Below are 13989 nucleotides of genomic sequence, written 5' to 3'. Positions count from 1 at the left end.
GCGCACTCCCGTTTAAGATTGCAGCCGCATACGCGTATGAGGCGAAAGCCAGAAATCGACCATCATGAGTATCCGTGTGACGACGAAAATGATCGTAAGGTAGAGCGCGCCTGCGACGACGAAGATCTCGAAAGCGCGGAAGCTGTCGGCGATCAATTTTCCAGCCAGGCCGGTGACTTCCATGATCGTGATGACAGACGCGAGTGCCGTTGCTTTGATCATCAGGATGATCTCGTTGCCATAAGCAGGCAGCGCATGCCTGATGGCAATCGGCAGAATGATCCGTCTGAACAAGAGAATGCCCGACATGCCACAGGCGCGCGCCGCCTCGATTTCCTGAATGGAGACGGCCCGCAGGCCGCCACGGAAAATCTCGCTGCAATAGGCGGCGGTGTTCAAAGTGAGCGCCAGCACCGCGCACCAGTAGGGTTCGCGAAAGAACCCCCAGACGCCGAGGTCCTGCAGCTCATGCCGGAATTGGCCAAGGCCATAGTAGATCAGGAACATCTGGACGAGCAGGGGCGACCCTCTGAACACGAAGACGTAAGCATTGGTGACGGTTCGACCCGCTGCGCCGCCTGTGACGGCCAGGAGCGAGATCGCAAGCGCCAGGATGCTTCCTGCCAAGATTGATGTAACGGCAAGCTCAAGGGTTAGCGGCAAACCGCTCAGAAGCGTGAGAAACGTATCCCACAGGAAGCCCGTATCCATTACAACGCCCCCCTTATGCCCTGGGTGGTTCGAGCTTCCATGCGTCTGAACAGGATTGACGAGAACCAGGTGATGACAAGATAGAGAACAACCGCCATCAGGTAGAACTCGAAGGGCCGACGGGTCGATCCGGCAGCAATTTGCGATTGGCGCAGGAGTTCGACGAGACCCGTGACGGAGACCAATGCCGATTCCTTCAGCACCAGTTGCCAGGTGTTTCCGAGACCCGGAATAGCGTAACGCAGGACGAGCGGGGCGACGATGCGCCTGAATTTCGGCCATGGCCGCATGCCGACGGCGCTGGCGGCTTCGATTTCGCCGCGTGCAACCGATCTGTAGGCTCCGCGAAATACCTCAGCCTGATAGGCCGCCGACACCACGCCGAGCGCCAGGGTTCCGGTTAGAAACGCCGGCATTCCGATGAACCCTTGATAGCCGAACAGCCCGCCGACGGATCCCAGGAATGCGCTGCCGCCGAAATAGAAAAGATAGATGACCAGAAGGTCCGGAACGCCGCGCAGAACGGTGGTGTAACAGTCCGCAAGCCAGCGAATGGCCATATGGCGGGACAATTGCATGAAGGTGATCATCGTACCGATCACCGTTCCGGCCAGAAAACCGCAGACGGATACGCCGATTGTCATGGCGGCTGCAGTGAGAAGGAGCCAACCCCACCCCGTCTGCCCGAAGCCGACGAGAGCCAGGTAACTGTCGATAGGTGCCATGCGGGGCCTCTTGGTGAAAGATCGGAGTTGCGTCAGTCGGCTGCGCGCCGATGCGCCCAGATGCGCTGGAGCTTCGACATGTTTTTGAGCGAGCTTTGCACATGCGCTCTTGCTGCGGCGGCCGCCGCCTCCCGGTCGCGTGCACAGATGGCGTCTGCGATCGCCCGGTGTTCGTCGAGATCCGTGTGCTCCAGGTCCACCCAGAGAACTTCGAGCCAAAGAGCCAGGCGAAGCTGCTGATAAACTTGATCCGTCACCCTCACGAGGGCCTCGTTTCGGGTCGATTCCACGATGACCCGATGGATGTATAGTCCAAGATCCAGGTTGCGGGCCGCGTCAGACGGCGTCTTGTTCGTCGTATCCTTCAGTTCAACCATCTGGGCGATGACGTCTCGGAGCCGGTCGAGGTCTTCTTCGCTCGCCACCTCGCAGGCGAGTTGCGCCGCGCAAACGTCGAGCGCTTCGCGAACGACCAGCAGATTGCAGAACTTGGTGACGTCGAGATCGGTCACCGTATAACCGAAATTCCGCTGACCGACGATAAGCCCTTCTTCTTCCAGCTTCATCAGCGCTTCACGCAGCGGTGTTCGGCTGACGCCGAAGCGCTTGGCGAGCGTCACTTCCGAAAGCCGCTCGGAGGGGCGAAGTTGGCCGGTGAGGATCAGGTCCTTCAATTGCGAATAGGTGCTCTCACGCAGTGATCCCCGCTGTTCCGTTTTTGTCGGTGCCAATCGATTCCCCTTCCGTCTCTGGTCCATTCACCCCTCGGTGAACGACACCATAACTTTTTCCCTCTTGCTCGATCAAGCGGAATACGATTATGTATACAATCTTGGCTACAACAATCAATCGTCTTTTCGCCGGCTTTCAAAAGCCACCCGCGATCTGGTCTCAACATCTGGAGGTCCAATGCCGGAGATTCTCAGTCTGGACGAGCTGCGAGAGCGCTTTTCGAACGCTTCAGGCGGGGAGATGTTCGATCCGGAGTTTCGCAAGGTGGCCGACCTGGTCTTCGGCGAGGGCGATCGTCGCCAGGCGCCTTACTGCGGCGTCCCGACATTGCTGAAGGCCCCGTATTGTCCGGACGCTGCCCCCAATTTTGCTGATGTGGATATCGCGCTTTTCGGTATTCCGATGGATCTCGGGGTGACAAACCGATCTGGTGCGCGGTTCGGGCCACGAGCCGTACGCAATGTCGACCGGGTTGGCCCTTACGATCATGTCTTGCGGACCGTCCCGACTGCCCATGCACGTGTCGCTGATGTCGGCGATGTCCCGTTCAAAAGCCGCTTCGATCTTGCCGCATCCCATGACGATATCGAGGAATTTGTCGGCGACTTGATAAGGGCGGGGGTCGTGCCCTTGGCCGTCGGCGGCGACCACTCGGTCGGCCTTCCCATCCTCAGGGCCGTTGGCAGGGATCGTCCTGTGGGGATGATCCACATCGACGCCCATTGCGACACGGGCGGTTCGTTCGAAGGATGCAAATTCCACCATGGCGGACCCTTTCGCCAGGCGGTTCTGGACGGTGTGCTTGATCCCAGGCGGACGATCCAGATCGGAATTCGCGGCAATTCCGAATATCTGTGGGAATTCTCGTACGCGTCCGGCATGACCGTCATTCATGCGGAAGAGGTCGGCGATCTCGGCATCAGCGCCGTCATCGCCAAGGCGAGAGAGATCGTCGGAACGGGACCGACCTATGTCAGCTTCGACGTCGATTCTCTCGATCCCGCATTTGCGCCAGGCACAGGAACGCCCGAAGTCGGCGGCCTGACCTCGGCCCAGGCGCTAGGCATTCTGCGTGGTCTTATCGGCTTGAACATTGTCGGCGGCGACGTTGTCGAGATCGCTCCGCAATACGACCCGACGTCGAATACGGCGCAAATTGCCGCTCAGGTTTTGTTCGAACTCCTCTGCCTTGCGGCCGAGGCAATCAAGGTTCGCGCGTCCTAGCAAATGGACGTCGCGGAGTCTGCAACCGCCTTGCTCGGGAAAAGGGCAGGGCGCACCAAAAAAGGGGAATAAGACATGCGAGTATCAAAACTTTTGCTGACGTCCGCCCTCATCGGCGTCATCTCGGTCGGCGCTGCCGCTGCGCAGACGAAGCCAACCGAAATCACCATTGCGACCGAGGGCGCATACGAGCCCTGGAATTTTACCGGTCCCGACGGCAAGCTCGCCGGGTTCGAGATCGATCTCGCCAATGACCTTTGCGCCCGCATGAAGGTGAAATGCACCATCGTCGCCCAAGACTGGGACGGGCTCATTCCATCGCTCAATGCCAAGAAGTTCGATGCCATCATGGCCTCGATGATCGTGACCGAAAAGCGCCTTGCGGTCATCTCCTTCAGCAAGCCCTATGCCCCGACCGCCGCCGCCTTCATGGTCGAGAAAACCGGCCCTCTCGCCGATCTGCCGGGGACGGGGACGACGGTTGACCTCGCCGCTGATAAGGCGAAGGTCGAGCAGGAATTGCAGCCGCTTCGGGACGCCCTCAAAGGCAAGGCCGTGGGCGCCCAGGTATCGACGGCGAACGCAGCCTTTCTCGACACCTATTTCAAGGGTGTTGTCGATCCAAGAGAATACAAGACCGTCGAGCAGCATGATCTGGACCTCCAGGCCGGTCGAATCGACGCCGTCGTTGCCCAGAAAACCTCGTTGACTGCAACGCTCGGCAAGGACGACTTCAAAGACTACAAGATCGCCGGCCCGACCTTCAAAGGCGGAGTCTTTGGACAGGGGATCGCGGCAGGCATCCGTAAGGACGATACGGTGTTGAAGTCGATGTTCGACGCGGCGATCGAAGCGGCGGAAGCCGACGGCACGATCAACAAGCTGGCGCAGAAGTGGATCAAAACATCCCTTGATTGATTAAGCGGCAAAGCTCCCTCGGCAGCAATTGGCAGCCGGTGTACCGAGTAGGTCGCACCGGCTGACCGGCGCAGCTTCGCCAGGCGCCGCCATTGAAATAGACCCACATTTGGAGAACCTCTGTGACCATCCTTCTCAACTCCGTCGAATCCCGCGACGCTGCGTTTGTTCTTCATCCCTATACCAACGCTTCGCAGCATCTGAAGGACGGCCCGCTGGTGATCACCAGAGGCGAGGGGATCCATATCGTGGACAGCGAAGGCAACAAATACATCGAAGGTCTTGGCGGGCTGTTCTGCGCGTCGCTCGGCTTTAGCGAACAACGTCTGGTAGACGCGGCGACCCGCCAGATGAAAGAGCTGCCCTTCTATCACAGCTTCGGCGGCAAAACGCATGAGACAGCGGTCGAGCTTGCCGAACGGCTCATTCAGCTTTCACCGGTTCCGATGTCGAAAGTATTCTTCGCCAATTCGGGTTCCGAGGCCAACGACACGGCCATGAAGCTTGTCTGGTACTATCACAATGCCATCGGCAGGCCGGAAAAGAAGAAGATCATCTCACGCATGCGGGCTTACCACGGCGTGACCATTGCTTCGGCGAGCCTGACCGGGTTGCCGAACAATCACCGCGATTTCGATCTGCCGATTGATCGGGTGCTGCATACCGATTGCCCGGAGTTTTATCGCTATGGCCGCCCGGGCGAAACGGAGGAGGAATTTGCGACGCGCTGTGCCAACGCGCTTGAACAGATGATCCTCGACGAGGGACCGGAAACCATCGGCGCATTCTTCGCCGAGCCCTTGATGGCATCCGGCGGCTGTATCGTTCCGCCACCGACCTATTACGAGAAGATCCAGGCGATCCTCAAGAAATATGACGTGCTGCTGATCGCCGACGAAGTCATCTGCGGCTTTGGCAGGCTCGGCACGATGTTCGGCTCGGAAAGCTTCGGGCTTCAGCCGGATATGATCGTCATGGCAAAGCAGCTTTCGGCAGCCTACCAGCCGATTTCCGCCCTGATGATCAATGAAAAGATCCATTCCGCTGTCGTTGCCGAGAGCGAGAAAATTGGAACATTCGGCCATGGTTTCACCTATAGCGGCCATCCTGTTGCGACCGCCGTCGCTTTGGAAACCTTGAAAATCTATGAGGAGCGCGACATTGTCGGCCACGTCAGGGACGTCGCCCCGGTATTCCAGCGGCGATTGAACGAACTTGGCGAGCATCCGCTCGTCGGTAACGCCCGCGGTCGCGGGCTCATCGGGACTCTCGAACTGGTTCGCAACAAGGAAACGAAAGAGCAGTTCAAGCCAGGGGACGGCATTGCCATTTACGCAGGCAAGCAGGCCCAGGTGCACGGCGTCATCACGCGCGCCCTTGGCGACAACTACTCGCTTTGCCCGCCGCTTATCATCACCGAGGCACAGATCCACGATTTGTTCGACCGCTCCACCCGTGCGTTGGATGATACCTATACGTGGGCGAGGGCAACCGGCCTCTACTGAGCGAAGGAAGCGACGATATGCGAAACTTCGAAATACCGGGAAGATCGATAGCGGTCGGCCGCAACGGCATGGCAGCGACATCGCACCCGATGGCGACTTTGACAGCGATCGAGATCCTGAAAGCCGGCGGCAAGGCCATCGACGCGGCCGTCGGCGCCTGTGCCGTCCAATGTGTCGTCGAGGCCGGATCCACCGGCATAGGCGGCGATTGTTTTGCGCTGCTGGCGTCGAATGGAAATGATGATGTCCTTGCCTATAACGGCTCGGGACGGACGCCGGCGGCGGCGCATTTTACCTGGTTTCAGGAAAACGGCATCAGTTCGATCGAGCGGTCATCGCCGCATGCGGTGACTGTTCCTGGGGCGGTGGACGCCTGGATCCGCCTCGTTGCCGATCACGGCAGGATGCCGCTGTCCGAAATACTTGCGCCGGCAATTGCACTGGCGCGCGACGGCTATGCGATCACGCCACGGGTTGCCGCCGACATTTCCAACCAACGTGACTTGCTGCTGCGCGATCCATCAACCCGTCGCCTTTTCCTGATCGATGATCAGGCTCCGCCGGTCGGATCGGTTCAACATCAACCGGAATTGGCGCAGACGCTGGAAACGATCGCAACGTCGGGCCATGACGGCTTCTATCGTGGTCCGGTGGCAGCCGACATGGTGACACGGCTCAATTCCCTTGGCGGCCTCCATACAGTTGAGGATTTTGCCTCAGCCGCCGGCGAATATGTGAAGCCGGTCAGCGCGACATACCGCGGATGGACGGTGCATGAATGCCCGCCGAACGGGCAGGGCATCGTCGCTCTGATGATCCTGAAGATCTTGGAGCGTTTTGAACGCAAAGGCGATCCGCTTGGCGTGGACAATCTGCACATCGAAGTCGAGGCCACGCGGCTGGCTTATGCGGCTCGTGATCGATGGGTCGCCGACATGGCCGCCTCAGACGTTCCGGTCGACTTCCTGTTATCCGATGAACTCGCCGACAGCCTTGCCGCCAGGATCGACCTGAATACCATCGCCGATGCCGGGGCGGTCATCGATGGCGTCGAGCATGCGGACACCGTCTACATTTCGGTTGTCGACAAGGACCGAAATGTCGCCAGCTTCATCAACTCGATCTTCCATTCCTACGGAAGCGGATTGATGGCGCCGACTTCCGGCGTGTTGTTCCACAATCGCGGGCAGAGCTTCAGTATGAAGCAGGGGCATCCGAATGCGATGGGGCCGCGCAAAAGGCCCATGCACACGATTATCCCGGGTCTGGTCACCCGCAATGGCAAAAGCGTCTTGTCGTTCGGTGTGATGGGTGGGCACTATCAGGCGATGGGCCACGCCCACTTCCTCTCCAAGCTGTTCGATTTCAATCTGGACATACAAAGTGCGATTGATCTGCCTCGGCTCTTTCCGCTTCCCGGCACGACATCAATCGAAACCGAGGCGCTTCTGCGAGCCGCGATCGGGCGCGATCTCGAAGCTCGCGGCTTCAAGGTCGTCGCACCGAATTGGGCGATCGGCGGCGCCCAGGCGATCTGGATAGACGATCAAAACAACACGCTGCTGGGCGCCTCTGACCATCGAAAGGATGGTTGCGCGCTCGGTTACTAGAGGCGGTGGAGAACTGAATGTCGGCATATCCGAATAGCCAACTTTATATCAATGGCCGCTGGAGGCAGGGTTCAAACGACGATCTGGCCGTCGTCAATCCGGCCTCGGGCGAAGTCATCAGCCGTGTTTCCAATGCCGGCGCCGCTGATCTCGACGACGCGCTTTCGGCCGCCGCTGCCGGGTTTGAGCAGTGGCGGCGCATAAGTGCGTTCGAGCGGGCAAAGCTGATGCATGAGGCGGCGGAGATCCTGCGGCAGCGCTCCGCAACGATCTCTCGAATAATGACATTGGAACAAGGCAAACCGCTCACCGAGTCCAAGGCAGAGGCCGCCGCGGCTGCCGACATCATAGACTGGTTTGCCGAGGAAGCTCGCCGTGCCTACGGCCGGCTCATTCCGCCACGAGCGACCAATGTCAGGCAGATGGTGATCAAGGAGCCTGTCGGCCCGGTGGCGGCCTTCAGTCCCTGGAATTTTCCATTGAACCAGGCGGTACGGAAAGTTTCGGCGGCCCTTGCAGCCGGCTGCTCGATTATACTGAAGGGGCCGGAGGAGACGCCGGCGAGTTGCGCTGAACTTGTTCGCGCCTTTGCCGATGCGGGCCTGCCAGCGGGTGTCCTCAACCTGGTTTTCGGAATTCCGGCCGATATTTCAAATCACCTGATCCCGCACCCGATTATCCGGAAAATCTCCTTCACCGGATCGACCGCCGTCGGAAAGCAGCTGGCCTCGCTCGCCGGCGCCCATATGAAGCGCGTCACGATGGAACTCGGCGGCCACGCGCCGGCGCTCGTTTTCGATGATGCCGATATCGATCTTGCGGTCAGACTGTTGGCTGGTGCCAAGTTTCGAAATGCCGGCCAGGTCTGCGTGGCTCCCACGCGTTTCCTCATCCAGGAACGCGTCTTTGAAAAATTCCTCGACGGCTTCGTCAAGGCGGCCGAGGCAGTGAATGTCGGCGACGGATTGAGCGACGGCATAACCATGGGGCCGCTTGCCAACGCGAGACGGGTCGAAGCGATGGAAGCGCTGGCCGCCGACGCGGTGATGCGTGGGGCGAAGGTCGCAACCGGCGGCAAAAGGATCGGCAATCTCGGCAACTTCTTCCAGCCGACAGTTCTAACCGACGTTCCGCAAGATGCGCGCGTGATGAACGAAGAACCCTTCGGTCCGATGGCGATCGTCAGCGCATTTTCGGACTACGGTTCCGCCATTGCGGAAGCCAATCGCTTGCCATACGGGCTGGCGGCCTACGCCTATACGACCTCGGCAAAGACCAGCGCGGGCCTTGCTCGCGATATCGAGAGTGGCATGCTGTCGATCAATCATCATGGACTGGCGCTGCCGGAACTGCCCTTCGGAGGCATAAAAGATTCCGGCTACGGTTCGGAAGGAGGCTCCGAAGCGATAGAGAATTATTTCAATACGAAGCTCGTAACCGAGGCCGCCTGAAGAGGCAATCAGCCTGCCTCTGCCGTTCCCTTGTCTTTCATGCGGCAAAATTCGATCAACTGCTCCGACGTCATCGGTCGCGCCAGAGCATAGCCTTGCAGCAAATGGCAACCAAGATCCTTCAGGATCTTGGTGTGCTCCATCGTCTCGACGCCTTCGGCGACGATGTCGATATTCTGTGACCGACCGATTTCGATAATCGAGGAAACCAGGCGGCGTTGAGATGGAGAGGCTATGATCGGCTTGATAATTTCGCGGTCGATCTTCAGTCGTCGCGGCTCAAATCGAAGCAGGCTGATGATGCTGGCATGTTCCGTGCCGAAATCGTCAATCTCGATTTCAATGCCAAGCTCTTTGATCATCGGAATGATGTCATTGAGCGCTGGTTGAAGCTCGTCGAAGGAAATTGTCTCCAGCAGCTCGAAACACAGGCGACCCCGCGATACGGGAAGCTCGGACAGTTCGGCAAGCAGATTCGCCTGCGCCAATCGGCGCGCCGATATATTGACTGAGACACGCGGGATCTGCATTCCCAGGCTGTCCCATCGTGTCAGCTCGAACAGGGCCTTCTGCAGGATCAGCCTGTCCATGTCGCCGCTCCGCCCCAGCCTTTCCGCGGCGTCGAGAAAATTGGTCGGGCCGAGCAGACCTTTTCGCGGGTGATCCCAGCGGGCGAGGGCCTCGACGCCTGCAATAGCCAGGGTGTCTGCATTGAACTGCGGTTGGAAGAATGCAACGAGTTCATCGCGGTCGAGCGCCTGATTGAACTCATCCGCCAATTCTTTTGAATGGATTGCGGCGCTGCGAAGCTCTTCGGTGAAGACGGCCGCGCGGCCGCGACCCGCCTTCTTCGCCTCATATAGAGCCAGATCGGCGTTTAGAAGCAGTTGACCCAGATCCCGCCCGCGAGCACGTTCAGTCTCCCAAGCGACCCCGACGCTTGCTCCGACCACATACTCCGCCCCATCGATAAGGATGGGCTGCTGGAGCGCGTCGACAATCTGTTTGGCCAATTCGGTTGCTTCAGGCTCGGGATTGGTGCTCCACCGGGCGAAGATGAACTCGTCTCCACCGATCCGAGCCGCGACGTCGTTCGCGCCGGTCAAATCGGCGAGGCGCGAAGCCGTTATTTGCAGGACCATGTCACCGCCGGCATGCCCCTTCGTATCGTTGATCTCTTTAAATCGGTCGAGGTCGATATGAATGAGGATCAGACAGTCTTGTCCACCGGGCCTCTCAGGTTGCGAGATCATCTGGTCGACAAACCGGCGGTTCGCAAGCCCAGTCAGGGCGTCGTGCAACGACAGATATTCCAGCCTTTGCCGCGCTCGAACGAGCTTCTTCTTGTGAAGGCGAAGCTTCTCGATTGTTCTTTGGCGTGACTTGGTCAGGAAACCGACCCAAATGATCGGCGCAACGACACATAAGGCCAACAGGCTTGCATAGAACTCAAAAATGCCGATCCCGTTATTTTGGCCCCATCCGCGCTTGGGCACTGCGACGAAAGTCCACCGGCCATACGTCATATCGACGGATGTCACGACCGGCTGCTTCGAAAAGGTTTCCAGATTTCCGAGAAAAACCTGTTTGGGCGAGTTGGGCTCCGGCACGGTGCTGATGGCAATCTCGAGCTCGGTCGATCCAAGGCCGCTATCGTTATAGAGCCTTGGGATATCTACGATTCCGGAGAGCAGACCCCAGAAGATCTGGCTGTTTCCGTCATTGATATAAATCGGGCACCTGACGACGAAAGCAGTTCCGCCTTGGACGAGCTCCACCGGGCCTGTCAGAACGATATTGTGAGTGTTGCGCGCCAGCATCGCGGCAGCCCGTTGTTTCTCATTCTTTCGATAGTCGAGCCCGATGGCCTTTTCGTTTCCCTTTTCCGGATAAACCCACTTGACCACCATGTCGGGCGCCGCAGCGAAGCTGCGCAATTGTGAATCGGGCTGCAGGATCTGCGCGGCAAGTTTGGAAAAACCGTTTTGGTCCATTGCCGGGTCGACTGCGATGCCAGCCGCCAGCCCTTGCAGCAGCTTCACATTGCTATTGAGGTTCGTCTGAAGCCGAGACGATATTGTGCCAAGCTCGCCGGCAACAATCGAGCGTTCCTCAGCCAGCGATCGCTCCAGCCGCCAGTTCGTTGCGACCCAGACGACGATGACTGCGATAATTGCCGCAAATATTGCCGGAGCAAATGCGCTCGCATGGCTGGCTGCGGAAGCAGCGAGGCCACGTATTATCTTGGGATTTCTTCGAAACGTCATCAGGTTTCCGGCGTGGATGGGTACGCCGGCATCCTTGCACAGTTTCTTTAAGGCAACGCTAAACCGGCCAGCCTGCGAGAAAAGCCGATGCGGTCCGGATGTCGCCAGGACCTTGCGTTTGACAAGCCGGTACAGGCGAGGGCAATCGCCGATGGTCAGTTGGAGATTGCGTCGGCACAAGGACGCCTGCCTGTGGAGTCCGATACGCAAACCGATCGCTCGTCATCGCTCCATCGAGAACGCGGGGAGAGTGACATTCCAACTTTGCAGAAACAGGACACTTCAACTTTGCGCCTACAACAAAAGATCACATAAGATAGATTATGGAACATAAACATGTCATTTGATTGCAAAGGCATACTGCCGTCCCGCCTATAGCCCTACTCTTTTAAAGCGGAAATTTTCCCTGTGGCGCGGCTATTCCTGAGGCGTTGGGATGACTTTGGATGGCTTTTGCAGTTCCGCCGCGGCGGCTGAAGCCGTTGCATCTCCCGTCCCGCTGGAAACATGAACCGTCGGAGTTGCAAACTGGATTCCTTTTTCCGCGAATGTCTTCTTGAGCATGGCGAGTGCCTTTCGGCGAACGCCGAATTGTTCGCCGGGTTTGGCCATGAACTTCAGCCGAATTTGCACACCGTAATCGGCCATCTGCTCAATTCCCTGCATTTTCAAGGGCTCGATGATATTCGGCCCGAGTTCGGCATCCTCCAGAAGCTCGACGCCGATGCGCTTGATCGTCTTGCGGACCTCTTCTAGATCGCTGTCATAGTTCAGGGTAAGCGTGATGATGTCGATCACCCAGTCGCGGCTGAGGTTCTGCACCGCGCCGAGTTCGCCGAAGGGAACGATGGTGACCGGACCGCGATGGTGCCGCAGGCGGATCGACCGCAGCGAGAAACCTTCGACCGTCCCTTTGTATTTCGCGGCCTGAATGTACTCACCGATGCGAAAGGCATCGTCGAACAGATAAAAAACGCCGGAGATGATGTCCTTGACGAGTGTTTGCGCACCGAAGCCGACGGCAATGCCGACGACGCCGGCGCCCGCCAGCAGCGGTCCGATCTGAATGCCGACCGCATCCAGGATCATCAGGAAGCCGACAGCCCCGATCGCCAGAAACAACACATTGCGAAGGATGGGAAGCAGCGTGTTCAATCGCTGACGTCGGCGTGTGTCGGCTCCGTCCTGATGGCCCGCCTGCGCACTTCTCGACGCCAGTGCCATCTGGCTGTCGATCAGCGTGCTTGCGAGCTTCCAGATGACGTCGGTCACCAGCAGCACGATAACGATGCGGATTCCCGCGCGGATCAAACGTGTGGTCACAGTCTCGGCCGCGGCAAGATCACTGAGATTGACATTCCACGAACGGGCAATAAGCAGCGCGGCGACCACGATGAGCCCGTTGCGCAGCGTTTGCATGATGACAACAGACCATCCGACGATGGCGGGATCTTCGACAACGCGCTCGCCGCCGGAGCGTATGATGCGACCAATGATATCGCGAGCCACGGAAACGGTCAGCGGCAGAAGCGTCATGACGATCAATGTCCAGAATGCTCCGCGCAGCCCGGACACCCATAACAGCCACGATAGCACGATGCTCGCGCTGAAGCCGACACAGACCAGCCGGTTCACCGGCGGCCCATCAGAACGAAAATGCCGCAGCCAGATCATGGCGATCAGCGTGATTGAAATGACACCGAGCCACGCCGCGGTAAAGAGGTCGACCAGGATGGGAGAAGCCCCGATGGTCTGGAACACCTCGATGATGGCCCAGCCAGCCGCCAGCACGGCGACGATTGCGAGGAGCCAGCGGTACCAGAACCAGGCAAGCGAGGTGACAAGCGTCAAAAGTCGCATATGCGGCAGCCGGGCGCCGGGCGCGATGACAATGCGGCCCACAAGCACGCCGAGGCGCACCATCAGCGCCGCGGACAGCAGAATGAGCGCAATATCGCGAAAGACGGCAGGCCATGGAAAGAGGATAAACGCGCCGAGGCTTCCGATCAGATAACCGACCAATGCGAGAAGTCCCATTGCAAGTCGGCTCGCATGCAGCTTGATCCGCTGGCGGACAGTGTCGGCAGGGGCGGTCAGCACAAAATGAAGAAGCCCTCGCCCGGACCACCAGGCAAGGCGTTGAGCAGCGAATCCGCCTGCGACGAAGAGTGTCACCGCCAAGATCAGGCCGACGGGATCGATGTGATTATCCGCTTGGAAGGTCCGGACCGCCGCCCGGATCTGCCCAGGAAGGGTCGGGATTGCATCGACGAGTGTCAGCAACCTCAGGCGCAAATCCTGTAATGCGGTGGCAATCGACGGCGGCGGCGCCTCTTGTGGGGCCGCCGCCGGCTCCGCCGGTTCCTGATTGCCGGGAACGATCCGATTGACCAATGCGCGTCCGGAATCATCGTTCGGCAATTCGATGATAACCCGGATTGGTGCCGACGGATTGGGCGATTCGGCCGCTGAAATAGAATGTACGCTCCAGATCAGAAGCGTCGAAAATACAGCCGTGAGGAATATGGAGATTTTGCGGAGGGCATGACGGTCGTCGTTGATGCGCATGTACCCGTGGTCCCCCAAAAGTTGTCGTCGCTATTGCCGGCCGATAAAGCGTTGCACTTTGTGAAGGGTCGCACGATCAACGTCAATCGACGACTGTCTGGCGAACGCAGACAGAATCCCTGCCGCCACGCTCCCTGCCCGCATCGCCTCAATGGGCGTGAAGATCAACAACGTCGATATTGCGTCCGGTCGAAACGAGACTAAGATCTGAGGGCGAAATGGTCGATCGCCCTGTCATTCATCGAGAGCCGGGTGACGGGGACAACCGGCGGCTTTGG

10 protein-coding genes are annotated in these 13989 nt (G+C 58.9%); 5 read left to right on the top strand and 5 right to left on the bottom strand.

The window, feature by feature from the left end; translation table 11 throughout:
* Positions 1-12: 12 nt before the first annotated feature.
* Genes AF337_RS33715 through AF337_RS33705 form a run of 3 tightly spaced genes read right to left on the bottom strand, consistent with a single transcriptional unit; the run spans position 13 to position 2194 of the window.
* Positions 13-711 carry an ABC transporter permease gene (locus AF337_RS33715; RefSeq protein WP_049735458.1) on the bottom strand — a complete coding sequence of 233 codons (699 nt, stop codon included), beginning with the start codon at positions 709-711 and terminating at the stop codon, positions 13-15.
* Positions 711-1436, bottom strand: coding sequence for an ABC transporter permease (locus AF337_RS33710; RefSeq protein ID WP_049735457.1), 726 nt, complete (start codon positions 1434-1436; stop codon positions 711-713). The genes AF337_RS33715 and AF337_RS33710 overlap by 1 nt, the downstream gene beginning before the upstream one ends.
* Positions 1437-1468: 32 nt before the next feature.
* On the bottom strand, positions 1469-2194 hold the full coding sequence (locus AF337_RS33705) for a GntR family transcriptional regulator (RefSeq protein WP_049735456.1): 726 nt from the start codon (positions 2192-2194) through the stop codon (positions 1469-1471).
* A gap of 151 nt (positions 2195-2345) precedes the next feature.
* On the opposite strand from AF337_RS33705, the gene speB reads away from it, so the two are divergent.
* The 5 genes from speB (at position 2346) to AF337_RS33680 (ending at position 8876) form a co-directional block, all read left to right on the top strand.
* Positions 2346-3392, top strand: a complete 1047-nt coding sequence (speB, locus tag AF337_RS33700; RefSeq protein WP_049735455.1) for an agmatinase — start codon at positions 2346-2348, stop codon at positions 3390-3392.
* 75 nt (positions 3393-3467) lie between these two features.
* Positions 3468-4310, top strand: a complete 843-nt coding sequence (locus tag AF337_RS33695; protein ID WP_049735454.1) for a lysine/arginine/ornithine ABC transporter substrate-binding protein — start codon at positions 3468-3470, stop codon at positions 4308-4310.
* 122 nt (positions 4311-4432) lie between these two features.
* Positions 4433-5815 (top strand): aspartate aminotransferase family protein, encoded by a 1383-nt coding sequence (locus tag AF337_RS33690; protein WP_049735453.1) that lies wholly within the window; start codon positions 4433-4435, stop codon positions 5813-5815.
* Positions 5816-5832: 17 nt separating this feature from the next.
* Positions 5833-7425: a gamma-glutamyltransferase gene (ggt, locus tag AF337_RS33685; RefSeq protein ID WP_049735452.1), complete on the top strand. Its 1593-nt coding sequence runs from the start codon at positions 5833-5835 to the stop codon at positions 7423-7425.
* Positions 7426-7442: 17 nt separating this feature from the next.
* Positions 7443-8876 carry an NAD-dependent succinate-semialdehyde dehydrogenase gene (locus AF337_RS33680; RefSeq protein WP_049735451.1) on the top strand — a complete coding sequence of 478 codons (1434 nt, stop codon included), beginning with the start codon at positions 7443-7445 and terminating at the stop codon, positions 8874-8876.
* 8 nt (positions 8877-8884) lie between these two features.
* Here AF337_RS33680 and AF337_RS33675 read toward each other — a convergent pair whose 3' ends face one another.
* Together AF337_RS33675 and AF337_RS33665 are read right to left on the bottom strand one after the other, a co-directional pair.
* Entirely contained in the window at positions 8885-11143 is a 2259-nt protein-coding gene (locus AF337_RS33675; protein WP_049735450.1) for a bifunctional diguanylate cyclase/phosphodiesterase, read from the bottom strand.
* A gap of 417 nt (positions 11144-11560) precedes the next feature.
* Complete coding sequence (locus tag AF337_RS33665; RefSeq protein ID WP_049735448.1) at positions 11561-13711, bottom strand: mechanosensitive ion channel family protein; 2151 nt, start codon at positions 13709-13711, stop codon at positions 11561-11563.
* Positions 13712-13989: the final 278 nt, after the last annotated feature.

It is taken from the genome of Rhizobium ecuadorense, assembly GCF_001187535.1.
Taxonomy (GTDB): Bacteria; Pseudomonadota; Alphaproteobacteria; order Rhizobiales; family Rhizobiaceae; genus Rhizobium; species Rhizobium ecuadorense.
The sequence above is the reverse complement of the archived record's forward strand: the minus strand, read 5'-3'. Positions and strand labels throughout refer to the sequence as shown.